At 66.7% G+C, this 23,747-nt stretch carries 20 protein-coding genes; 13 read left to right on the forward strand and 7 right to left on the reverse strand.

Going from position 1 to position 23,747, the window contains the following annotated elements; all coding sequences use genetic code 11:
• Positions 1–10: 10 nt before the first annotated feature.
• Positions 11–1,570 (reverse strand): ABC transporter substrate-binding protein, encoded by a 1,560-nt coding sequence (locus VGV58_RS20420; RefSeq protein WP_326875853.1) that lies wholly within the window; start codon positions 1,568–1,570, stop codon positions 11–13.
• A 144-nt stretch (positions 1,571–1,714) separates the two neighbouring features.
• On the opposite strand from VGV58_RS20420, the gene VGV58_RS20425 reads away from it, so the two are divergent.
• From VGV58_RS20425 to VGV58_RS20445, 5 genes are all read left to right on the forward strand, one after another.
• Entirely contained in the window at positions 1,715–2,599 is an 885-nt protein-coding gene (locus tag VGV58_RS20425; protein ID WP_326875854.1) for a LysR family transcriptional regulator, read from the forward strand.
• A 133-nt stretch (positions 2,600–2,732) separates the two neighbouring features.
• The gene (locus VGV58_RS20430; RefSeq protein WP_326875855.1) at positions 2,733–4,520 is read left to right on the forward strand and encodes a peptide ABC transporter substrate-binding protein; all 1,788 of its coding nucleotides are present in this window, start codon (positions 2,733–2,735) and stop codon (positions 4,518–4,520) included.
• Between the two features lie 146 nt (positions 4,521–4,666).
• Positions 4,667–5,626: an ABC transporter permease gene (locus VGV58_RS20435; protein ID WP_326875856.1), complete on the forward strand. Its 960-nt coding sequence runs from the start codon at positions 4,667–4,669 to the stop codon at positions 5,624–5,626.
• Complete coding sequence (locus VGV58_RS20440) at positions 5,592–6,533, forward strand: ABC transporter permease (protein WP_326875857.1); 942 nt, start codon at positions 5,592–5,594, stop codon at positions 6,531–6,533. The genes VGV58_RS20435 and VGV58_RS20440 overlap by 35 nt, the downstream gene beginning before the upstream one ends.
• A 197-nt stretch (positions 6,534–6,730) precedes the next feature.
• On the forward strand, positions 6,731–7,447 hold the full coding sequence (locus VGV58_RS20445; RefSeq protein ID WP_326875858.1) for a response regulator: 717 nt from the start codon (positions 6,731–6,733) through the stop codon (positions 7,445–7,447).
• A 22-nt stretch (positions 7,448–7,469) separates the two neighbouring features.
• On the opposite strand, the gene rpiB is transcribed toward VGV58_RS20445, so the two are convergent.
• The 3 genes from rpiB to VGV58_RS20460 all read right to left on the reverse strand — a co-directional run bounded on the left by rpiB (position 7,470) and on the right by VGV58_RS20460 (position 11,643).
• On the reverse strand, positions 7,470–7,919 hold the full coding sequence (gene rpiB / locus VGV58_RS20450; RefSeq protein WP_326875859.1) for a ribose 5-phosphate isomerase B: 450 nt from the start codon (positions 7,917–7,919) through the stop codon (positions 7,470–7,472).
• 146 nt (positions 7,920–8,065) lie between these two features.
• Positions 8,066–10,747, reverse strand: a complete 2,682-nt coding sequence (locus VGV58_RS20455; RefSeq protein ID WP_326875860.1) for an ATP-binding protein — start codon at positions 10,745–10,747, stop codon at positions 8,066–8,068.
• Positions 10,744–11,643: an ABC transporter substrate-binding protein gene (locus VGV58_RS20460; protein WP_326875861.1), complete on the reverse strand. Its 900-nt coding sequence runs from the start codon at positions 11,641–11,643 to the stop codon at positions 10,744–10,746. Before VGV58_RS20460 ends, VGV58_RS20455 begins: the two co-directional genes overlap by 4 nt.
• Positions 11,644–11,992: 349 nt before the next feature.
• On the opposite strand from VGV58_RS20460, the gene hemC reads away from it, so the two are divergent.
• On the forward strand, positions 11,993–12,937 hold the full coding sequence (gene hemC / locus VGV58_RS20465) for a hydroxymethylbilane synthase (protein WP_326875862.1): 945 nt from the start codon (positions 11,993–11,995) through the stop codon (positions 12,935–12,937).
• A 44-nt stretch (positions 12,938–12,981) separates the two neighbouring features.
• Here the strand turns inward: hemC and VGV58_RS20470 are convergent, their stop codons facing one another.
• On the reverse strand, positions 12,982–14,286 hold the full coding sequence (locus tag VGV58_RS20470; RefSeq protein WP_326875863.1) for an aspartate aminotransferase family protein: 1,305 nt from the start codon (positions 14,284–14,286) through the stop codon (positions 12,982–12,984).
• 157 nt (positions 14,287–14,443) lie between these two features.
• Between VGV58_RS20470 and VGV58_RS20475 the strand changes: the two genes are divergently transcribed.
• A complete protein-coding gene (locus VGV58_RS20475) occupies positions 14,444–15,256 on the forward strand; it encodes a GntR family transcriptional regulator (protein WP_326875864.1) in 813 nt (270 codons plus the stop codon).
• A gap of 23 nt (positions 15,257–15,279) precedes the next feature.
• Here VGV58_RS20475 and VGV58_RS20480 read toward each other — a convergent pair whose 3' ends face one another.
• Positions 15,280–16,830, reverse strand: coding sequence for an aldehyde dehydrogenase (locus VGV58_RS20480; RefSeq protein ID WP_326875865.1), 1,551 nt, complete (start codon positions 16,828–16,830; stop codon positions 15,280–15,282).
• Positions 16,831–17,006: 176 nt separating this feature from the next.
• Here VGV58_RS20480 and VGV58_RS20485 point away from each other — a divergent pair, with 176 nt between their 5' ends.
• The 6 genes from VGV58_RS20485 (at position 17,007) to VGV58_RS20510 (ending at position 23,214) form a co-directional block, all read left to right on the forward strand.
• Complete coding sequence (locus tag VGV58_RS20485) at positions 17,007–18,044, forward strand: extracellular solute-binding protein (RefSeq protein WP_326875866.1); 1,038 nt, start codon at positions 17,007–17,009, stop codon at positions 18,042–18,044.
• 27 nt (positions 18,045–18,071) lie between these two features.
• The gene (locus VGV58_RS20490) at positions 18,072–19,250 is read left to right on the forward strand and encodes an ABC transporter permease (RefSeq protein WP_326875867.1); all 1,179 of its coding nucleotides are present in this window, start codon (positions 18,072–18,074) and stop codon (positions 19,248–19,250) included.
• A gap of 3 nt (positions 19,251–19,253) precedes the next feature.
• Positions 19,254–20,099, forward strand: a complete 846-nt coding sequence (locus tag VGV58_RS20495; RefSeq protein ID WP_326875868.1) for an ABC transporter permease — start codon at positions 19,254–19,256, stop codon at positions 20,097–20,099.
• Positions 20,100–20,107: 8 nt separating this feature from the next.
• The gene (locus VGV58_RS20500) at positions 20,108–21,196 is read left to right on the forward strand and encodes an ABC transporter ATP-binding protein (protein WP_326875869.1); all 1,089 of its coding nucleotides are present in this window, start codon (positions 20,108–20,110) and stop codon (positions 21,194–21,196) included.
• Positions 21,197–21,289: 93 nt separating this feature from the next.
• Positions 21,290–22,468 (forward strand): FAD-dependent oxidoreductase, encoded by a 1,179-nt coding sequence (locus VGV58_RS20505; RefSeq protein WP_326875870.1) that lies wholly within the window; start codon positions 21,290–21,292, stop codon positions 22,466–22,468.
• Between the two features lie 8 nt (positions 22,469–22,476).
• Positions 22,477–23,214: a maleate cis-trans isomerase family protein gene (locus tag VGV58_RS20510; protein WP_326875871.1), complete on the forward strand. Its 738-nt coding sequence runs from the start codon at positions 22,477–22,479 to the stop codon at positions 23,212–23,214.
• 12 nt (positions 23,215–23,226) lie between these two features.
• Here the strand turns inward: VGV58_RS20510 and VGV58_RS20515 are convergent, their stop codons facing one another.
• Complete coding sequence (locus VGV58_RS20515) at positions 23,227–23,625, reverse strand: RidA family protein (RefSeq protein ID WP_137879012.1); 399 nt, start codon at positions 23,623–23,625, stop codon at positions 23,227–23,229.
• Between the last annotated feature and the right edge of the window lie 122 nt (positions 23,626–23,747).

The raw sequence follows: 23,747 nt of genomic DNA on the forward strand, positions 1-23,747 counted from the left end.
GATCAGCCCCTCAGAGCTTTACGTTGCCGACGCTCATCGTCAGCGCCTGGTTCACCTTGAAGTCCTGCACGCCCTGGCGCCAGAGATTGGAGGCGTGGACGAAGCCGAGCACGCCGATCGGCGCGTCGCGGGCCAGGATCATCTGCATCTTGCCGTAGATGTCCTTGAGCTTGGCCTGATCGCTTTCGGCGAAGGCGGCCGACATCAATGCATTGAGCTCGGCATTGTCGTAGCCCGTGCTCTTCGACAGGAACTGCCCGGGCATCACGGTATTGGCGATCGTATAGGTCGGCTCGCCCGGCGACATGTAGACCTGCATCGCCATCTGATGCTCGCCCCGGGCGATCTGCTGGATCAGCACCGAGAACTCGTAGACCTTGAGGTTGAGCTTGATGCCGATCTTGGCGAGCTGTGCCTGGAGGAAGATCGCCGCGTCCTTGGTGTCGAGCAGATAGGGCTCGGCCTGGATGCTGATGTCGATCTCGGCGCCGTTAGGGTATTTCGACTTGGCCAGGAACTGCTTCGCCCTCTCCAGGTCGAAGGCGATTTCCTTGTCGGCCTCGGGATTGTACCACCAGCCCCGCGGCGGCGCGAGCCCGCCGGTCGGGTCGAGCAGGCCGTAATAGACCTTGTCGGCTATGGTCTTGCGATCCGTGGCGCAAGCCAGCGCCTTGCGGAAGTTCACATCGTCGAACGGCGCCTTGAGGTTGTTGGTGAACATCAGCAGCGAGCCGCCCAGCGTCGGCCGCGAGGCGCCAGTCACGTTCGGCATGGTCTTCAGGCGATTGAACTCGCGCGGCGGCGGGGCGCTGATGATGTCGACCTGCCCGGTCAGCAGATAGGCGACGCGCGTCGCATCCTCGGGGATCATCTTGACCACGAGCCGGTCCCAGGCCGGGAGGCCCTTGCGCCAGTAGTTCGGGTTCTTCCTGAAGCTGATGTAGTCGTTCGGCTTCCACTCCTCGAAGACGCCGAAGCCGGTCCCGACGCCCGCGGGCCTTTGCTTGAAATACTCGTCGCCATGCTCCTTGCGCGAGCCGGCCGGGAAGATGCCCATGTACTTGGTGAGGAAATAGACCCACTGCCCATAGGGCTCGGCGAGCTCGACCTGGACCTTGAGCGGATCGAGCACAACGACCTTCGCGATCTTTGCGAAGATCGGCCGACGGAGCGCCTTGTTGGCGGGGTCGAGGAGATAGTCGAAGGAGTATTTCACGTCCTCCGCCGTCATCTTCGTGCCGTTGTGGAAGGTGACGTCGTCACGCAGCTCGAAGGTGTATGTCTTCTGGTCGGCCGATACGGTCGGCAGGGCCTTGGCGAGCTGCGGTTTCAGCACGCCGTCGAGATCGTATTCGACCAGGTTCTCGAACACGGTCTGGCCGAGCACCATGGCGTCGTGATTGAGCTGGTTTATCGGATCGATGGTGATCGGATTGCTCGGCAGGACGATGGTCAGCGTCTTGCCGTTGTTCGGTTGGGCGTGGAGCAGGCTCGCGGGCAAAAGGCCACCGAGAGCGCCGCCTGCTGCAGCTGCGAGAAACGCACGGCGATTTGTCGGCACGGTCAGCATCGGAGTCCCCCTGTTTTATTGGCAATGCCTTGGCGGCGCCGGAGACCGGCGCCGCGCCGAACTTGGGAAAGCTAGAATGCTGAAGCGGCGAATAAAAATAAGAAGTGCTTGCCGCTTGATTGCCTCCGGCTATCATCTCTGGCGATGCGCTATACCTTCGGTCAGGCGGAAGCGTTCTACTGGGTGGCCCGGCTCGGCGGCTTCCGCGCCGCGGCCCTGCACCTCAACCTGTCGCAACCGACCGTCAGCCTGCGGATCAAGGAGCTCGAGCGCATCCTCGGCGGCGAGCTCTTCGACCGCTCGCTCTACCGCCCGGTGCCGACGACGCTGGGCAATGCGATCTATGCCGATGTCGAGCGCATGCTGGCTCATGCCGAGCAGGTGCAGCGCCACAGCAAGGACGGCCTGCGCGGCAAGAGCCTGCTGCGCATCGGCGCCGCCGATTCCTTCGCCGCCGCCATCCTGCCGGAGCTGCTCGCCCAGCTGGCGCGCCGCCATGCCGAATTGCAGGTCGACGTCACCGTCGACTTCAGCACCAGGCTCGAGCAGCTCCTGCTCGACCGCTCGATCGACATCGCCTTCCTCTCGCAGCCGCGCGCCCATGAAGGGGTCACGATCATCCCGCTCTGGCTGATCGACCTCGTCTGGGTGGTGGGCGAAGGCCTGCCCTTCGCCGGCAATGTCGCGACGCCGGAGAACCTGGTCGACCTGCCGATCTTCACCAACAGTTCGCCGTCCGGCCTGTTCACCACCATCCAGATGTGGTTCGGCGCGCATGGGCTGAAGCCGCGCCGCCTCAACACCTGCAACCCGCTGACCGTGATCGCCCGCCTCGCCAGCGCCGGCACCGGAGCGGCGATGATCCCGCGCGAGATGATCCACCTCTCCGGCGAGAAGCTTGCGCTGCGGGTGCTCGAAGCCGATCCGCCGATCCCCTCGCACAATCTTTGCGCGATGTGGTGGAACAACGAATCCGCCGACGAGTGCGGCTATCTCGCCAATCTCGCGCGCGAAATCGCGACGGGCTGACGCAGCGCCATGCCCTCTATCCAGGCGAACTGCCGGAATTACGGCCGAAACAGGGCATAGCCGCCGGGCCGAGCATGCATTACGCTCCCCTTCGGGCCATCTCATAATAGGCCAGCTAAGACAGGGGAATATGATGGACGAGCGTACGCTGAGCGGCTTGATCGAGAACGTGAAGGATGGCGCGATCTCCCGCCGCTCCTTCATTCGCAGACTGGCTGCTGTCGGCATCACCGCGCCGATCGCTTCGCAGATCCTGGCCTGGAACGACGTCGCGATGGCGCAGGCCTCGCTGCAATACAAGCCGACCAAGGCCGGCGGCGGCGGGCCGCTCAAGATCCTGCTCTGGCAGGCGCCGACCCTGCTCAACCCGCATTTCGCCAGCGGCACCAAGGACCAGATCGCCGGACGCATCTTCTTCGAGCCGCTCGCCGGCTGGGACAAGGACGGCAACCTCACCCCGCAGCTTGCGGCCGAGGTGCCGACGCGGGCCAATGGCGGTCTTTCCGAAGACGGCAAGGTGGTGACCTGGAAGCTGAAGCAGGGCGTCAAATGGCATGACGGCAAGCCCTTCACCGCCGACGACGTCGTCTTCACCTGGGAATATGCCGCCGATCCTGCGACCGCCGCCTACACCACCGGCTCCTACACCAACATCAAGGTCGAGAAGGTCGACGACCACACCGTCAAGGTCATCTTCAAGGAAGCGACGCCGTTCTGGGCCGATCCCTTTGTCGGCGTCGTCGGCCAGATCATTCCGAAGCACCATTTCGGCGAGTACAAGGGCGCCAAGTCGCGTGAAGCCCCGGCCAATCTGAAGCCGGTCGGCACCGGCCCCTACAAGTTCGTCGAGTTCAAGCCGGGTGACATTCTCACCGGCACGCGCAACGAGGATTATCACGTCAAGAACCAGCCGCATTTCGACACGATCGAGGTCAAGGGCGGCGGCGATGCGGTCTCGGCGGCCCGCGCCGTGCTGCAGACCGGCGAATTCGACTACGCCTGGAACCTGCAGGTCGAGGACGAGGTCCTCAAGAAAATGGAGACGGGTGGCCGCGGCAAGGTCAGCGCCGTGCCGTCGGGCGACATCGAGTTCATCATCCTCAACACGACCGATCCGTGGACCGAGGTCGATGGCGAGCGCTCCAGCATCAAGACCAAGCACCCGACCCTGTCGGACCCCAAGGTGCGCCAGGCGTTCAACCTGCTGATCGACCGCGACTCGATCCAGAAGTTCATCTATGGCCGCGGCGGCCGGGCAACGGCGAGCTTCGTCAACGAGCCCAAGCAGTTCCGGTCGCAGAAGCTGAAATACGAGTTCAACATCGACAAGGCCAACAAGATCCTCGACGAGGCCGGCTGGAAGCGCGGTTCCGACGGCATCCGCGAGAAGGACGGCAAGAAGCTCAAATACGTATACCAGACCTCGATCAACGCCCCGCGCCAGAAGACGCAGGCGATCATCAAGCAGGCCTGCCAGAAGGCCGGCATCGACCTCGAGCTGAAGTCGGTGACGGCGTCGGTGTTCTTCTCCTCCGACGTGGCGAACCCCGACACCTACACCAAGCTCTACGTCGACATCGAAATGTACACGACGACGCAGCCGCAACCCGATCCGGAACGCTTCCTCAACCAGTTCACCTCCTGGGAGATCGCCAACAAGGAGAACAAGTGGCTAGGCCGGAACGTCTCGCGCTATTCGGATCCTGCGGCCGACGAAGCCTACAAGGCTGCCCAGAAGGAGCTCGACCCGGCCAAGCGCGCCGCGTTGCTGATCAAGGTCGACGAGATCTTCTGTGAAGCGAATGTGATCCTGCCTCTGCTCTCGCGCACCCGCGTCGCCGCTTCGGTGACCAACCTGATGCACGATCACAGCGGCTGGGACGTCGACACCTGGAACGTGGCTGCCTGGTATCGCAGCTGAGGCTGGCTAAACCGCTCGCGGACAACCCTTACCGTCCGCGAGCGGCCCCTGCCGCTCCACGCGAGCTGCCTCGGCCCTGGTGGCGTCCCATCGCCATCAGCGCGTGCGGCTTGCTTTAGCGACACCCCGCTTCACGGAAATCCTTGATGGCGACTTATCTTCTGCGGCGATTGCTGATCGCCATACCGAGCCTGCTCGGCATCAGCCTGATCCTGTTCACGGTCCTGGCGCTGGCGCCGGGCGACCCGTTCTCGGAGATGGCGACGAACCCCAACGTCCCACCCGAGGTACGCGAGGCCCTGCGCGCCAGCTTCGGCCTCAACGACCCGATCATGGTGCGCTATCTGCGCTGGCTCTCGGCCATGGCGCAGGGCGACTGGGGCTTCTCCTTCGCCAGCCGGATCAATGTCGACACCCTGATCCTGCAACGCGTGCCGACCACGCTCTTCGTCGTCGGCACCTCGCAGATCCTGGCGCTCTGCATCGCGCTGCCGGTCGGCATCTTTGCCGCGACGCGGCCCTATTCGGTCTTCGACCAGATCGCCAATACGCTCGCCTTCGTCGGCTTCTCTCTGCCGACCTTCTTCACCGGCCTGCTCCTGATCCTGCTGTTCTCGATCAAGCTCGACTGGTTCCCCTTCGTCTATCGCTCCGACATCGCGGCCACCGGCTGGCGCTGGTACTGGGAGATGTTCCGCCAGGCGATCATGCCGATCACGGTGCTCGGCCTGTTCCAGGCGGCGTCGTACACGCGCTATGTCCGCTCGGCCGTGCTCGACGTGATCCGGCTGGACTACGTCACGACGGCACGCGCCAAGGGCCTGAGCGAAAAGCGGGTCACGCTCCGGCACATCACCCGCAATGCGCTGATCCCGGTCGTGACGCTCGTTGCCCTGCAGATGCCGGCGGTCTTCGGCGGTGCCATCGTCACCGAGCAGATCTTCCGGATCCCCGGCATCGGCTCGCTGCTGATCGACGCGATCCTCGCCAACGACACCCCCGTGATCATGGCCGTGACCTTCGTCTTCGCCTGCCTGGTCGTCCTCTTCAACCTCATCGCGGATCTGCTCTATGGCTGGCTCGACCCTCGCATCTCCTTCGGCTGATCCGGCCGTGGGCAACGCCGGGGCGACCATATCGGTCTCGCCCGGCCGTGAAACCTGGCGGCGCTTCCGCCGTCACAAGCTCGCCATGACGAGCGCGGTCATCCTCGCCTTGCTGATCCTCGGCGTCGTCGTCGGCCCGTGGTTCTGGCCCGTCCCGATCAACGACATCGACTTCTCGGCGCAGCTCCAGGGCCCGTCGCTGGCGCATCCCTTCGGCACCGACGATCTTGGCCAGGATATCCTGGCGCGGATGATGTATGGCGGGCGCATCTCGCTCGCCGTCGGCCTCGCCGCCATGGTGGTCGCGACCACCGTCGGCGTCCTGATCGGCGCCACGGCCGGCATGTCGCGCAAGATCGCCGACCCCGTGCTGATGTGGGTGACGGACCTGTTCCTGTCGCTGCCGCAGCTGCCGCTGCTGCTGCTCGTGATCTACCTGTTCCGCGAGCAGCTCAAGGCGGTCTTCGGCGTCGAGGGCGGCGTCTTCATCCTGATCGTCGTCGTCATCGGCGGCCTGCGCTGGATGCCGGTCGCGCGGCTGGTCCGGGCACAGTTCCTCTCGCTGCGCGAGAAGGAGTTCGTCGAGGCCGCCAAGGCCCAGGGCGCCACCAAGTTCCGCCAGATGACGCGGCACATCCTGCCCAACGCGGTCGGCCCGGTCATCGTCGCCTCGACGATCGAGGTCTCCTCGGCGATCATCGCGGAATCGACGCTCTCCTTCCTCGGCCTCGGCTTCCCGCCTGATATCCCGACCTGGGGGCGTCTGCTCTTCGATGCCAAGGACCATCTCGACACCGCTCCGCACTGGGCACTGTTCCCCGGCGCGGCGATCTTTCTGACCGTCCTGTCGATCAATTTCATCGGCGACGGCCTGCGCGACGCCCTCGACCCGCGCCGCGTGATCTGAGCACATGACGCGACGCCGCCAGGCTGCTGATCCGGCCTGGCGGCGCCGTCGCCGCGGCCGGCTTGGCCTTTGACCGCGCGGTGAACAGCCGTCAACATCCGCAGGCTCGATCGCTTGCGGCGCATCGATCCCTGTAGAATCGTCCCGCCGGCCGAATCGCGCCAGAATTCGGAGCGCCGACAGGGGAAGCAGGGCTGATGGATCCGCTATCCAGCGACCGGCTCGTCATCGTCGAGGACGACCCCGTTACCCGCGCGGTCATAGCGGGTTACTTCACCGACCAGGGCTTCCAGGTCGAGGAAGCCGAGACCATCGCTCAGGCCAAGCAGGCAGTGCGACGCTTCAGGCCGGACCTGATCTTCATCGATGTCGTCCTGCCCGACGGCGACGGCCTAGAGCTCGCCCGGGAACTCCAGTCGACCTCCGATGCCGGCATCATCTTCGTGACGCGGCGCGATGCCGATGTCGATCGCATCGTCGCGCTCGAGCTTGCCGGCGATCACTATGTCAGCAAGCCAGTCGACCTGCGCGACCTGCTCGCCCGGGCCCGCTCGCTGCTGCGCCGCCGCCGGACCGAGCGCGACACGGCGCGCCGCAATACCGTCGCGATCTTCGGACCGTTCACGATCGACCTGCTGCGCCGCGAGCTCGCGATGAACAATGGCGAGCCCATGCGCCTGACCCGCGGCGAGTTCGACCTCTTGGCCGCGCTCATCGAGAGCAATGGCCATCCCCTCAGCCGCGACTATCTGATCGAGGTCATCAGCAACCGCTTCACCGATGTCGACGCACGCAGCGTCGATGCCCTGGTCGCGCGCCTGCGCAAGAAGCTGGGCGATACCGCCAAGTCCGGGATCATCGCGACCGTCAGCGGCAAGGGCTACAAGATCGGCGTCCCTGTCGAGCGCATCTAGCGCGCCGGAGGCGATGACGGCATTAGCCCTCGAGCGCCCCGATCATCTCCACCCGTGCCGCATGCCGGCCGCCTTCGAACTCGGCCGCCAGGAACGCATCGACGATGTCGAGCGCCAGCCCCTCGCCCACCACGCGCGCACCGATCGACAGCATGTTAGCGTCGTTGTGCTGGCGGATCATGCGGGCAGAGAACGTGTCGGAGCAGACGCCGCAGCGGATGCCCATGACCTTGTTCGCCGCCATCATGATGCCCTGCCCGGTACCGCACAGGATGATGCCGAGCCGGCAGTCGCCGGAGGCGACGAGCCGAGCCGCCGCTTCGCCATGCTTGGGATAAGGCGTGCTCTCCGGCACCGTTGGCCCGATATCGACCACAACCCAGCCCCGGGCCGCGACATGAACGGCGATGGCCTGTCGGAGCGGGATGGCGGCATGGTCGCTGGAGAGGACGATGCGGTTGCTGGCTGTCATGGCGAAGTCGCCCCTTTTCCGAAGGCCGGCCGGCAACCCGGCCGGGTTGGATCAGGCGCGTCTTGTCTCGCCCGCATCTTGTCTCGTCAATGCCTCAGACTCTCGCGCGCCGGCCGGATCGGAAAGTGCCAGGGGGCCATCTGATCTCAGACTGCCTCGGCAGCCGCCGGTGTCTCCGCCTCCAGCATGGCCAAGGCGTCCAGGGCGTCGCTGCGGGCCAACCCGAGCGCCTCGACGGCAGCCATGAGCGCTTCCCGGTCGGCTTTCGCCGCGTCGCGTTCGAGCGCGCTCGCGAGGGCAAGGACCTGCCCGAGCCCGACCGCCCCGGCCGAGCTCCCCAATTGATGCGCCAGCCGCCGCAGCTCGCTTCGATCGGACACTGGCAGGGCGGCCTGCATCTGGGTCAGGATCGCCCCAGACACAGTCGCGAACAGCACCACGAGCTGCCGCGTGCGCTCATGGCCGATCAGCCCACGCTGCGTCCGGAAGAAGGCAGCATCGACGGGCTGCTCGGCCGAAAGCGCCACGACCTGGCTCCGGCCAGCGCGGCGGCTGCCGCGTCCGATCACCTGCAGCAGGGCGGCGGAGGTGATCGGTTTCGACAGGATCGTGGTCAATCCCGCCGCACGCATGCGCCGCATCGTCTCCGGCGAGACATCGGCCGTCAGTGCGACGATGCGCGGCTGCGCGATCCCGGTGATTTCGCGGATCGCCAGGGCGGTCTCGATGCCGTCGATTCCCGCCATGTGCATGTCGAGCAGCACGAGATCGAAGGACCGCCGGCGCAGCGTCTTCAGCGCGGCCTCGCCGGAAGCGGCAGCCTGCACCTTGTGGCCGGCCTTGCCGACCATCAGCCGCGCGACCTCCCGCGTGACCGGATCGTCATCGACCACGAGAATCGTCTGCAATTGCCCCGTCGCCACCTCGCCTGGCCGGGCCGCGGCCTTGGCCGCCGTCACCGGAAGCCTGACCGAGAAGGTGCTGCCCTGACCTCTGGCGCTGGCGACGGAGATCGAGCCGCCCATCAGCTCGGCCAGCTTGCTGCAGATCGCCAGGCCGAGCCCGACGCCACCATTGCGCCGCCCGGTTTCCGGATCGACCTGCACGAAATCCTGGAAGATCTGCCGTTGCATGACCGGATCGATACCGATGCCGGTATCGCGAACGGTCAAAGTCAGGTCGAGGCCTTTCCCCGGCGAGGCGCGCTGCAATTCGGCCCCGAGTTCCACCTTTCCCTGCTCGGTGAAGCTGATCGCGTTGCGCAGCAGGTTGACCAGGATGCGGTGGATCTTGCCGGCATCGCCGTGCAGGCGCAGCCCGTCGGACGGTGGGCGCAGCGTGAGGGCAAGACCCTTCTGCTCGGCCAGCGGCCGCATCAGCGCCACTGCGGCGCCAAGGAGAGCGCCGAGGTCGAAATCGCGCCGATCGAGACTTTCGGTTCCGGCTTCCAGCCGCGACAGGTCGAGCGTCGCATTGGCGAGGTCGACCAGCGCCTCGCCCGAGGTCGCGGCCATGGCCACGAGGCGGCGGTCGCGCTGACTCATGCGGCGGCGGTCGATCAGCTCGAGGACGCCGAGCACGCCGGCCAGCGGCGTGCGGATGTCGTGCCCGACCACCGCCAGGAACCGGGACTTGGCTCGCGTAGCTTCCTCCGCCGTCCGCTGCCCTGCGGAAGCCAACTGCAGCGCCTGTTCCAGGGCCGCGGTGCGCTCGGCGACCTTGTCCTCCAGCACGGCGCGGCTTTCCGCCAGGCGCTCGGCCATCACGTTGAATCGGTCGCCCAGTTCCTGGAGCTCATCACCGGTCCGGATCGCAATTCGCGCGTCGAGCTCGCCGCGGCCGATCCGCGCGGCCCCCTCGCCGAGGGTCTTGATCGGCGCGACCAGCCTGCGGCTGAGCATGATGCCGGCCAGCACCGCGACCAACAGGGCCAGGAGCAGCACCGTGAGCGAGCGCAGGATCGAGGCATGGATCGGCGCGAAGGCTTCGCTCTCCGGCAGGTCGATCACCACGTTCCAGTCGAGATCCGGAACCGGTGCCATGACCGAAAGGACGCGCCGTCCCTCGATATCCGTCACCGAAAGCCCGGCTCTGGCCGCTCCTGCGGCTTCATGTGCGTTCACGAGCGCGGCGAGGTTGGTGTTGCGCAGCACGAAGCGCAGGTCGGGATGGGCGATCAGTCGCCCGGAGCGGGTGACGATATAGGCGCGGCCGGCCTCGCCGACCTTGAGGCGCGAGACCAGTTCCCGGATGAAAACGAGATTGACGGTCGCCCGCGCGACCCAGTGGGGAGGCGACGCCGCCCGCTTGAGCAGCACCATATGCGGTTCCGAGCCGCGCCGGAATTCAACCTCGCTGTGGAAACTGCCCTGTGCCAGGGCCGCCTGGAAGCCGGGATCGGTCGACCAGTCGGTGCCGCCATCCGCCCGGTCGCGCGCGTAGCGCGACAACAGCAGCTGCTCGCGCCCCACCGGGTCGATCTGGCGTAGTTCGAGGACGGCGGGAACCTGCCGCATCAGCCGCAGGCCGTCGAGCCGGCGCTCCTCCGGCGAATTGCTGCTGGCGCCGCTCTGGGAGGCCCAGTCGAGATGCCCCATGATGTCGGCGACGAAAGCGCCGATCCTCTGGGCCGCCGCCCTGGCCTGCTCCTGCTGGACCCGGACCAGCAGCGCCCTCTGGTCGGAGAAGGCGAAGAAGGTCGCGATCGCCGTGTTGAGCCCGAGCGCAAGGCAGATCGCAAGGCCGACGAAGAGCGCATATTTGCGGGCGAGCTCGCCGCGCCGGCGTGGCGTGCCCTCCTGTCCTGCCGGACGATCCTGCTGCGTCACGACAGGATCCGTTGTGCACGAATCCGCAGCGAGGCCGGCAGGCTCAGCCCCAGCGCCGCAACCGCCTTCTCATTGATGACCAGTTCGAAGCTGCGCGAGAATTGCACTGGCAGTTCGGCGACGTCGGCCCCGCGCAGGATGAGGTCGATATAGGAGGCCAGCATCTCGGCTGTCTCCTCCCGCGCCCCGGCATAGGACATCAATCCGCCCTGCAAGGTGAAGGTATCGAACGGATAGATGGCGGGCAGGGCCAGGCGCGCCGCAGTGGCAGTGCAGAGCGCAGCGTTTCGGTAGGTGAAGCTGTCAGGCAGGAAGACCAGGCCGCCACCCGCTCCCTTGTCGGCGAATCCCGCGATCGCGCTATCGATCGCGGATGGTTCGGTCACCTGGATCGTCTCGAAGGCCAGCCCTCCGGCTGGCGTCGTCGCCTGCAGGCGCGCGAGATAGGTCGCCCCGGCCGCCGGCGTCGTATGGGGATTGAAGACCACGCCGATGCGCCGCGTCGCCGGCGCGATCTCGGTCAGAAGCTCGACCCATTTCTCCGACATGGCAGGGTCGTTGTTGCTGAAGCCCGTGGCGTTTCCGTCCGGGCGTTCGAGCGAGCGCACGAAGCCGCTCCCGACCGGATCGGAGGCCGTCCCGAACAGCACCGGAATCCGCCGGGTCTTCGCCAGCACGGCCGCAGTCTCGGCGCTGGAACCGACGACGATGATGTCCGGGCTCTCGGCGACCACCTCGGCGGCGCCTCGGGCAAGGTCCGCCTCGCTCGTTCCCCAGACTCTCCAGCTGACCCGCAGATTCTTGCCTTCGACCCAGCCGCGATCGGCCAGCAGCCGATAGAGCTCGGCCACCCGCGCGCTCACGATGGGATGGTCGAGCGGCAACCCGATCAACATCGAAATCCGCTTGACCGGCTCCGCCGAGCGCGCCGGCCGCCCCGATAGCGCAAGGCCGCATGTTGCCAGGGCAACCAGGAGGGAGCGGCGATACATGCAGTGAACCAGATGAAGGAAGGAGCCGGCCGCTCCCTAGTGGATAATTTGCATGCTCCGCCCGTTCGCGTCGAGGGGAGATGGTCGCGGAAGGCAGGGAGCGGCCTTTCCCGGCATTTTCAGCGCGTGCGGCACCGAAAAACTCCCATGGGAGCACTCCCGAGCCGGCGAATCTGCCGCACTTTCACTCCGGGATCGCAACTGCTAGACGGGGGCCGATCGCGCGTGCACGGCGCAAACAGGTTCACGAATTATGCTTCTCCGCGTTGGCACCCGCCGCAGTCCCCTTGCCATGACGCAAACCAACTTTGTAATTGGTTCAATTCAGGCATTACATCCGCATATCGAATTCGAGATCTGCCCGATCTCCACGGTCGCCGATCGCGACAGGGTTTCCGAGTTCCATCAGTTCGGCATGATCGGCGTCTTCACGACCGAGCATGAGGAGCAATTGCTTCGCAAGGACGTCGATTTCGTCGTCCACTCCCTCAAGGACCTGCCGACCATCCTCCGCGACGGGCTGACGCTGGCTTCGGTGCCCAAGCGCGAAGATCCGCGCGATGTCCTGTGCGGCTCGGCGCTCGAAGACCTGCCGGAAGGTGCGCGGGTCGGAACCGGCTCGCTGCGCCGCCGCGCGCAGATCCTCAGCCTGCGTCCCGACGTCACCGTTGTTCCCATCCGCGGCAATATTGGCCCGCGGCTCGCCAAGATCGAAGGTGACGATGCGCTCGACGCCGTCATCCTGGCCCATGCCGGGCTGGAGCGGCTCGGCCTCGGGCGCAAGTCGTCCGAATTCCTCGACCCCGTCGCATTCCCCTATGCCGTCGGCCAGGGGGCGCTGGGCATCGAGGCGCGCAGCGAGGACAGCGAGTTGGTCGAGATCCTGCGCTCGATCGAATGCAGGAAGACCCGGGCCGAGGTCGATGCCGAGCGCGAGATGATGCATGCGCTCGGGGCCGGCTGCAGCCTGCCCGTCGGCGCCGTCTGCAACTGGCAGGACGAGCGGCTCAGCCTGCAGGCCCAGATCACCTCGCTCGACGGCCATGAGCGGGTCGTCGCGACGCAGGACGAGCCGGGCGAGCAGGCGAAGGAGCTCGGCCTCGCCGTCGCCGAGACACTGAAAACCCGCGGCGGCGAGAAGATCCTGCAGTCGAGCTATCGGGAATTCTGCAGCCACTTCAAGATGCTGCAATCCTGAGGCGGCTTCGGCACTCTACCGAAGCCACTGCGATCCAGGCCGCCTCACGCGGCCGTCGATTGCGCCATCGTCTCCATCGCTACCGCGATCGCAGCCTCGGTCGCCTCGATATCGGCGAGGCTATGGGCCGATGACAGGTAGCAGAGCCCCCGCGGCAAGGTCATCACCCCCTGCCTGAGCAAGGCGCCGGTGAAGACCAGCGTCTTGTCCTTATCGACCTTTGCCGTGTCGCGCAGCGTCTCGACCGGCCCCGTGGCGGCGAATATCTGCAAGGCCGCTCCAGACTGGCGCGCCCGGACCGGAACGCCGCGACGCGCAGCCTGATCGTTCAGAAACCCGCACAGCCGCGCCGCGAACCCGTCCATGCGCGGATAGATCTCCCCGCGCTCGGCCTGCAGCACCTTGAGGCAGGCGATCGCGGCTGCCACCGAGAGCGGGTTGCCGTTGAAGGTGCCGCGATGCATCAGGCGCCCGCTCGACAGAACCTCCATCGCCGCGCGGCTGCCCGAGACCGCGCTGATCGGCAGGCCGGCGCCAAGCGCCTTGCCGAGCACGCTGATGTCCGGCGTCACGCCATAGCGTTCCTGCGCACCGCCGAGGGCGAGGCGGAAGCCGGTGATCACCTCGTCGAAGATCAACAGCGCGCCGCAGCGCTGCGTTGCCGTCCGCAGCCGCTCGAGGAAACCGGCCGGCGGCTCGAAGCAGCCGCCATTGATCGCCGCCGGCTCGACGATGACGGCGGCGAAGCTGGAATCGAGCACCGCCTCGACCTGCCCGGCATCGCCCCAATCCAGCAGCGTCACGCTCTGGGCCGCCTGCGGGTCCTGGCCGAGGGCCGAGGCGCCGTCCTGCCCGATCGCGTTGCCGACATGGATGCCGTCAGCCCAGCCATGGTAATTGGCCCGGAACTTGATGATCTTGACGCGTCCCGTCGCGGCGCGCGCGACTCGCAGGGCGAGCTGGATCGCCTCGGTGCCGGTGCTGACGAAGCTGGTCTGCTCGGCCGAGGGCACGCAGGCCGCGATCAGCTCGGCCAGCTCGGCCTCGCCGCGATGCACGCTCGCGGTCCGCAGGCCGCGGCTCAGCTCGTCCTGGACGGCGGCGATCACTGACGGAGGCGTATGGCCGAGGATCAGCGGGCCGTAACCGAGCGCGTAATCGACGAAACGATTGCCGTCGACGTCGACGACATGGGCGCCCTCGCCGCGCTCGATCGTGATCGCCACCGGATTCTGCGTTGCGCGCGGGGTCGAGGAGACGCCATAGGCGAGATGGGACAGCGCGGTCTTGCGATGCGCATAGGAGCCGGCGAAGCGCTGGCGGTCTGCGGCGTCGAGGCTGTCACTCATCACTGTCTCGCAAAGGCGTCGGGTGGGCATCAAAACAGCGAAATAGGTATCAATGATATAAACATAATACAACATACTTCCGCGAGCAGCGGGCCTGATTGGTATTCCAGACCATACATGCTAGCGATTCCCCACGACGAATCCGGAAAGGCAATCCATGGCGAGACCGCAGACGGGTACGGCGGCTGAGCGGCCTTCGTCGGAACGGGACGTCATTCCGCTCTATCACCGCGTCTACGTCATGCTGCTCCAGAAGATCATGGACGGCTCCTATCCGCAGGGCTCCCCGATCCCGAGCGAGGACGACCTCGCCGAGACCTTCAGCGTGTCGCGGGTCACCATCCGCAAGGCGATGGAAAGGCTGGAGCGCGAGGGGCGCGTCCTGCGCCAGCGCGGCCGCGGCACCTTCCCGCTGACGCCGGCCAACGAGGCCGGCGAGTCCGCGAGCCAGCTGCTCAACAACCAGATCTCCCTCGCCCGCAAGACGAAGATCGTCCTGCTGGCCTATGACTTCGTCCGCCCCTCGCCCTTGCTCGCCCAGACCTTCGACATCGCCGACGGTACGGAACTCCTGCGGATCGAGCGCGTCCGGGGCGACGAGCGCTCACCGATCTCGCACACGCTCTGCTATCTCCCTGCCGACCTCGCCCCGCTGGTGCCGCGCACCGCGATCTCGTCACTGCCGGTCTCGGCCACGCTCGCCGCCGCGGGCGTCAAGCTCGCCCGCTTCGAGGAGAGGATCACGGCCGTACTCGCCGATTCCGATGTGGCGCCGCATCTCGACGTCGCGATCGGCACGCCACTGGTGGCGATGACCCGCCATGTCCGCGACGAGGACGGACGCCTGATCGAATTGCTGCAGGCGCTCTACCGGCCCGACCGCTACGAATATCGCGTGCAGTACTCCATCGACGGCCAGAATCTCGGCACGCCCTGGAAGGCGATGATCACCGACAGCGGCGCCGCTTAGGACGCCGCTGCCGGGCTCATGCATCAGCGCCGGATGAACGGGTTCGGGATGTCCGTCGCCGTCGAGATCCAGACGCTCTTGGTCTCCATGTACTCCCGGATGCCGGCGATGCCGCCCTCGCGGCCGACACCGCTCATCTTGAAGCCGCCGAAGGGCGAGGTCGTGCTGGTCGAACGGTAGTTGTTGACCCAGACAGTGCCGGCGCGGACGCGGTTGGCCATGGTCAGCGCCCGGCGCATCGACTGCGTCCAGATGCCGGCGGCAAGGCCGAACTGCGTGTCATTGGCAATGCGGACCGCCTCGTCCTCGTCCTTGAAGCGGATCACCGACAGCACGGGGCCGAACACCTCCTCCTGGGCGATGCGCATGCCGTTCTTCACGTCGACGAAGATGGTCGGCTTGAAGAACAGCCCCTTCGGATAGCCCGGCACCGAGGCCGGCTCGCCGCCGGCGACGAGACGCGCGCCTTCGGACTTGGCGATCTCGACATAGGACTTGATCTTCTCGAGCTGCGGCCTGGTCGAGATCGGCGCGACCTGCGTCGCCGGATCGGAGGGATGGCCGAACCTGACATCGGCGATGAAGGCCTTGAGCTGCTCGACGAAGGCGTCGTGGATCGTGTCCTGCACCAGCAGGCGCGAGCCGGCGACGCAGGTCTGGCCCGAGGCCGCGAAGATGCCGGCGACGGCGCCCTTCACCGCCTGGTCGAGCTCGGCATCGTCGAAGATGATGTTCGGCGACTTGCCGCCCAGCTCCAGCGTCACCCGCTTCATGTGGCGGGCGGCCTTCTCGTTGATCATCCGGCCGGCCTCGGGGCCGCCGGTGAAGGCGATGCGCTCGACCAGCGGGTGGCTGATCAGCGCGTCGCCGACCTCAGCGCCATAACCGGTGATGACGTTGACGACCCCCTTGGGGAAGCCGGCCGCCTCGACCAGCTTGACGAATTCGAGCAGCGAGGCCGAGGTGAACTCGGACGGCTTCAGCACGACGGTGCAGCCGGCCGCCAGCGCCGGCGCCAGCTTCAGGCTGGTCAGCGGCAGCGGCGAATTCCACGGCATGATGCAGGCGACGACGCCGATCGGCTCGGGCTTGGTGTAATTGAACACGCCGGGCTTGTCGGTCGGGATCACCGTGCCTTCGATCTTATCGGCCAGCCCGCCATAGTAGTAATAATAGTTCGCCATATAGCGCATCTGCATCGACAGCTCGGCGAAGAGCTTGCCATTGTCGCGCATCTCGACCCGCGCCAGCCAGTCGGCATTCTCCGTGATGAGGTCGCCGAGCTTGCGCATCAGCGCGCCGCGCCCGGAGGCCGAGAGAGCCGGCCACGGCCCTTCCGAGAAGGCGCGATGCGCCGCCGTGACCGCCCGCTCGACATCGGCTGCATCCCCGCGCGCCACCCAGGCCCAGTCCTCGCCCGTCACCGGATCCGACGTCTCCAGCCAGGCATTGCTCGCCGGATCGACGAAGCCGCCGTCGATATAGTGCTGATAGCGATAGCGCTGGTCCGCATCCTGCTTGGTCGGGCGGATCGCGGACGAGATCGGATCGAGCGAGAGCGTGGCTGCGGTCATCGGAGGTTCCTGGAGAGCACGGCGACGGGTTGCCGTTGACAGATATGTATCATCATCATATCAAAAATACCAATACGCTTGTCACGCGGATGGCAGGCGGCTTGACGCGGCAGCCGCACTGCCGTCGATGGCCGTCGAAATCCGGGCTTGATATCCATAAGAACGAGGGGATGAGCATGAAGACGACGAGATTTGCCTGCGCGGGGCTGTTCGCGCTCGGACTGACCGCAGCAGCGGCTCCTGCTTTGGCGCGCGACCTGATGGTCGTCGGCTTCGGCGGCGGCTTCCAGGACAATGCCCGCAAGCACCTGTTCCAGGGCTATGCCGCCGAGAAGGGCGTCAAGGTCGCCGACGACGTCTATAATGGCGAGATGGCCAAGATCTATTCGATGGTGAAGTCGAACGACGTCACCTACGACGTGATCATGGTCGAGGCGCCCGAGCTCGCCCGCGGCTGCGAGGATGGCGTCTTCGAGAAGCTCGACTGGAGCGTGATCGACCAGAAGAAGTTCATCCCCGGCGGCACCACCGCCTGCGGCGCCGGCGCCGTCGGCTGGGGCGTCAGCCTGTTCTACGACCAGGCCCGCACCGCGACCGGCCCGGCCAACTATGCCGAACTCTGGGACATCCAGAAGTTCCCCGGCAAGCGCTCGCTGCGCTCCGGCGCCAAGATGACGCTTGAGATCGCCCTGATCGCCGACGGCGTGCCGGCCGCCGATGTCTACAAGGTGCTGGCCACGGCGGACGGGCAGAAGCGCGCCTTCACCAAGCTCGACCAGATCAAGCCGCATGTCGTCTGGTGGAAGTCGGGCACGCAGCCGCTGCAGCTCGTCGGCTCGGGCGAGGCCGCCTATGCCGTCGGCTATGTCGGGCGCACGATCCGCGCCAACGAAGGCGGCGCCAAGTACCCGGTGCAGTGGAACACGCTGCTGTTCTCGTTCGACTACTGGACTGTGGTGCGCAACTCGCCGAACAAGGCCGAGGGCATGAAGCTGATCAGCTACATGACCGACGAGAAGCCGCTGACCAGCCTGGCGCAGGATTGGGCGGTATCGCCGGCCAACACCGCCGTCGCCAACAACCCCGAGGTCATCAAGAAGAATCCCGGCATGGTCGCCAACCACGCCAAGGAGGGTCTCTTCATCAACACCGAGTTCTGGGTCGAGCACGGCGAGGATCTCGAGGCCCGCTTCAACGCCTGGCTCGCCAAGTAAGCCGTCGAGCAGGCACGGGGACTCGGCATGTCACGACGGAACCTGCTGGCGGCGGCGCTGATCGCGCCCCTCCTGCTCCTGGTCACGCTGAGCTTCCTCGTCCCGCTCGGGGCGACGCTCTATCGGGCGGTCGACGATTCCGAGTTCTCGACCACCCTGCCCCGCACCACTGCCTTGCTGCGCGCCTGGGACGGCAAGGACCTGCCGCCCGACGAGACCTTCGCCACGATGGTCGAGGAACTCCGCACCGCGCAGCAGAACCAGGAAGCCGGGGCCGTCCTCAGCCGCCTGAATTTCGAGGAGACCGGCCTGCGCAGCCTGTTGCTGCAAGCTGCGCGCGCTTCTTCTCGCCTCGCCCCTCCGATGAAAGACGGCCTGATCGCGCTCAACCCGCGCTGGGGCGAGCCTGAGCTCTGGCGCATGTTCAAGCGCGCGACCGGGCCCTGGACCTCGCTCTATCTGCTGCGCTCGCTCGATATGCGGCCGACCGACAAGGGTATCGTCCATGCCGGTGCCGAGGATGCGATCTTCCTGCCGCTGTTCTGGCGCACCTTCGAGATCAGCCTGATCGTCACGGTGATCTGCGCGCTGCTGGCCTACCCCGTCGCCTATACCCTCTCGATCCTGCCGCAGGGCTGGGCCAATGCCGGGATGATGCTGGTGCTGATCCCGTTCTGGACCTCGATCCTGGTCCGGACGACAGCCTGGTTCATCATCCTGCAGCGCGAAGGGCCGATCAACGCGCTGCTGATGGCCTTCGACATCGTCAACCAGCCGCTGACGATGATCTTCACGCGCTTTGCCGTCTATCTCGCCATGGTCCACGTGCTGCTGCCCTTCGCCATTCTGCCGCTCTACGGCGTGATGAAGGGGATCAAGCCCGATTATATGCGCGCCGCCGCCTCGCTCGGCGCGCCGGGCTGGCGCCGCTTCCTGCGCATCTATCTGCCGCTGACCATGCCTGGCGTCGCCGCGGGATCGCTGATGGTGTTCATGCTCTCGGTCGGCTTCTACATCACGCCCGCCCTCGTCGGCGGTTCCGGCGACCAGATGGTCAGCTACTTCATCGCCTTCTTCACCAACACCTCGGTGAACTGGGGCATGGCCGCCGCGCTGGCGACGCTGCTGATGGCGATGACCGCACTGCTCGTCATCGTCGCGCGACTGATCGTGCCCGGCTTCCGCTCCGGCAATGTGAAGGTCTGAGCGATGGCCGGCACTGCTCCCTCCGCTCCTGCACGCAAGCTCTCGGCCGGGCGCCTCGCACTGGCGCTCGCCACGGCCCTGATCCTGCTCTTCCTGGTGGCGCCGATCGTCGTCGTCTTCCCGCTCTCGCTCTCCTCGGGCGAACTGCTGGTGCTGCCGACGCCGGGCTACTCGCTGCGCTGGTACGAGGACTTCTTCACCTCCAGCCGCTGGCTCAGCGCCACCTGGAACAGCTTCGTCGTCGGCATCGCCACCATGATCCTGGCGACGCTGCTTGGCACCCTCGCCGCCTTCGGCATCTTCCTCGGCCGTTTCCCCGGCAAGGCTCTGCTGCTCGCCATCCTGTCGCTGCCGATGGTGACGCCCGTCATCGTCACCGCGATCGCCATGTATTTCTCGCTGTCGCTCGTCGGCCTCGGCTCGACGCTGACCGGCCTGATCCTCGCCCATACCGTGCTGTCGGTGCCCTTCGTGTTGCTGACGGTGCTGGCCTCGCTGCAGACCTTCGACCAGAACCTGCTGCGCGCCGCCGCCAGCCTCGGCGCCAATCCGGCGATCGCCTTCCGCCGCGTCGTGCTGCCGCTGATCGCGCCGGGCGTGGCGACGGGCGCGCTCTTCGCCTTCGCCACCTCCTTCGACGAGCTGATCGTGGCGCTGTTCATCGCCAGCCCCGGCCAGTTCACGCTGCCGCGCCAGATGTATGCCGGCCTGCGGGAGTTCCTGAGCCCGACCATCGCCGCCGCCGCCGTGCTGCTGATCCTCTTCTCGGTGCTGCTGCTGGCCCTCAACGAATTCATCCGGAAGCGCGCGCAGGCCCGCGGGGCCTCCCCCTCCGGCCCGACCGCATGAGTAGTGGCATGAGCGACCCCATCATCGTCTTCGACAAGGTCACCAAGAGCTATGACGGCGCGACGCAGGTCGTGAAGTCGCTCGATTTCAAGGTCGAGCGCGGCGAGTTCGTCACGCTGCTCGGCCCCTCCGGCTCGGGCAAGACCACGACGCTGATGATGCTGGCCGGCTTCGAGGATCCGTCCGGCGGCACCATCACCTTCGACGGCCGCCCGCTGAACAACGTCCCGGCCCACCGGCGCGGTATCGGCGTGGTCTTCCAGAATTACGCGCTCTTCCCGCATATGAGTGTCGCCGCCAACCTCTCCTTCCCGATGGAGATGCAGAGCGTCGGCCGGGCCGAACGCGAGGAGCGGGTGCGCGGTGCGCTCGACATGGTCAAGCTCGGCCATCTTGCCGACCGGCGCCCGACCCAGCTCTCCGGCGGCCAGCAGCAGCGCGTCGCGCTCGCCCGTGCTCTGGTCTTCCGGCCCAAGCTCGTGCTGATGGACGAGCCGCTCGGCGCGCTCGACAAGCAATTGCGTGAGCACATGCAGCTCGAGATCAAGCACATCCACGAGCAGCTCGGCGTCACCGTGGTCTACGTCACCCATGACCAGGGCGAGGCGCTGACCATGTCGAACCGCGTCGCCGTCTTCCATCATGGCCGCATCCAGCAGCTGGCGCCGCCGACCGAGATCTACGAGAAGCCGGCCAACGCCTTCGTCGCCTCCTTCATCGGCGAGAACAACAAGCTCGACGGCACCATCTCCGCCCGCGATGGCGCCCAGTGCCTGCTTCGTCTCTCGGATGGCAGCGAGGTCCGCGCCATGGCCGGGACCGACCTGCCGGTCGGCGCGCCGGCCGTGCTGGCGCTGCGCCCCGAAAAGGTGCTGATCGGCCCGGCCGCCGCCGGCGAGAACCGCTTCGACGCCGTGATCGAGGAGCTCGTCTATTACGGCGATCATACCCGCCTGCGCCTGCGCCTCGGCGGCTCCGACAGCTTCACCGCCCGCCTGACCTTCCGCGATGGCCTGCCCGCCCTGCAGCGTGGCGAGCGCATCCCGGTCGGCTGGGCGGCAGCGAACTGCCTCGTGCTCGGCCCCGAAGAGACTTGACGGCCGATTCTGGCCGCTCTTGCTAAAACATATTAAGTAGCATACTTAATACAAATAGATGCGCGGCGCTCGGCGCCGCCGCGGAGGATGTCCATGACCACCAGCCTGACAACGCAAGTGATCGTAGCCGGCGCCGGGCCGGTCGGCCTCGTCGCGGCCCTGATCCTTGCCAGAGCGGGCGTCGATGTCGTCGTGCTCGAAAAGCGCGCCGCCCTCACCGCCGCGTCCAAGGCCTCGACCTTCCACCCGGCGACGCTGGAGATCCTCGATGAGCTCGGCGTGCTCGCGCCGATGCTGGCCGAGGGCGAGATCGTCAAGCGCATCCAGTACCGCACGCCGGACGGCCCCTTCGCCGAGTTCGTCCTCGCCGATCTTGCCGAGCGCACCCCCTTCCCCTTCCGGCTGCATCTGGAGCAGGCGCGCCTGACGCCGCTGCTGCTGGCGCAGATCGAGACGCACCCCAATGCGCGCGTGCTGTTCGGCGCGGGTTTCGAGGCAGTGGCGCAGGACGGGAATGGCGTCACCGTCACCGCCGATCGCGACGGTGAGAAGCTGATCATCACCGCCGATTACCTGCTCGGCACCGACGGCGCCCGCAGCACCGTGCGCGAGGCGCTCGGTATCGCCTTCGACGGCATGGTCTATCCGCACAAGGTCCTGCGTGTCATGACCTCGGACGATCTCGATATCGTACTGCCGGGGATCGCGCCGATCACCTATCTGCACAATGGCTCGAAGTCGCTGAGCTTCCTCAAGATGCCGGATTGCTGGCGCATCATCATCCGCGTGCCCGGCGACGTGCCGGACGAGACAGCCTTGCAGGATGGCTGGTTCGCCGATCGCATCCGCGAGGTCATGCCGAGCTGGACGACGCCACCCACCGTGCTCGGCCGCGACGTCTACGGCGCCAGCCGCCGCGTCGCCTCGCACTATCATGTCGGGCGCGCCTTCCTCGCCGGCGACGGCGCCCATGTCACCAACACCCGCGGCGGCATGAACATGAATTGCGGCATCCACGATGCGAAGGCGCTGGCTGAGGCGATGATCCGCGCCCTGCGCGAGCGCCGGCCGGAGCTGGTCATCGCGGCGGCCGCCGAGCGCAAGCGCATCGCCGAGGAGATGCTGATCCCGCGCACCGACCGCAACGTCGCCGGCGGCGAGGACTGGCTGCAGAAGGTGCGCGACCTCGCCGCCTCGCGCAGCAGCGCCATCGACTATCTCGCCGCTGCCGCGATGCTCGACATGCTCGAACGCCCTGCCCGCGCCGCCTGAGGGACACCATGGATCTGTCTGAACTCGCCACGCAGCCCGCGCTCGGCCTGCTCGTCCCGCCGGCCAACCCGACCGTCGAGCCGGAGATGAACCGGCTGATCTCCTCGGGCGCGCGGGTCTACGCCACGCGCCTGCCGGTGATGCCGGACACGACGCTGGAGCAGCGCAACCGGGCCTATATTGCCTCCTACCAACCGGCCTTGAAAACCTTCGGCAGCCTGAAGCTCGACGCCGCGACGGTCGCGCTGACCGGGCCGAGCTACCGGCTTGGCGCCAGCGCCGACGACGCATTGGCAGCATGCCTCTCCGAAGCTGCAGGCTTTCCTGTGGAGACCGCAAGCGGCGCGATCCGCCACGCACTGAAGGCGATCGGCGCCAGGCGCATCTGCCTGTTCTCGCCCTATCCGGCCTGGCTCACCGAGGAGGCCGCCGGCTACTGGACCGGCGCCGGCTTCACCGTCGCGCAGGTGGTCAAGGTCTCCGAGACCTTCCGCGCCTATGAGCTGACCACGGAAGAGGTCGAGGAAGCCCTGCGCCAGGTCGAGACGAACGGCATCGACGCCATCGTCATGAGCGGCACCGGCATGATCACCCTGCCGGCCATGTTGGGGCGCGCCGAGGGCTCGGCCCCGCCGCTGCTCTCGTCCAATCTCTGCTGCGCCTGGTGGATGATGAAGCAGGCGGGCGTGAAGCCCGGCGCGTTGTTCACGCGGGCCTGTTCCAAATTGAGCGCGACCCTGGGCTGAGCCGGGTCCAGCTCAGCGGCCTGGCCGGTGGGCGACGCATTTGATCTCGACCAGCAGGCCGGGATGGGCGAGCTCGGAGACGCCGATCCGCGTCCAGGCATAGCCTTCGCGCGGGACGAGGCGGTTCTTGACCTCGCGGAACACGTCCATGTGGCGCGCCATCCCGACATGGTAGGTGGTGACGTCGACCATGTCGGCGAAGCTGCAGCCGGCCGCTTCCAGAACGATCCGGACATTCTCCCAGGCGGCCGCGAACTGCTCCGCCGGGTCCTCGATCACCTGGAGATCGGCGGTGCGGCCGACCTGGCCGACGACATAGACGATCTCGCCGACGCGCACGGCCGGCGCATAGCCGGCCCGCTCGACGATGGCGCGCATCGATTCCGGGACGATGATCTCGCGATCGGCCATAAGGGTCCTCTCAGGCGTCATGCTCGGGCCTGTCCCGAGCATCTCATGCCGAATGGGGCTCTGGAGCACACTCGTCCAGAGATTCCCGGCTCTCCGCTGCGCTTCGGCCGGGAATGACGTCT

The organism is Allobosea sp. (assembly GCF_035944895.1).
Taxonomy (GTDB): domain Bacteria; phylum Pseudomonadota; class Alphaproteobacteria; order Rhizobiales; family Beijerinckiaceae; genus Allobosea.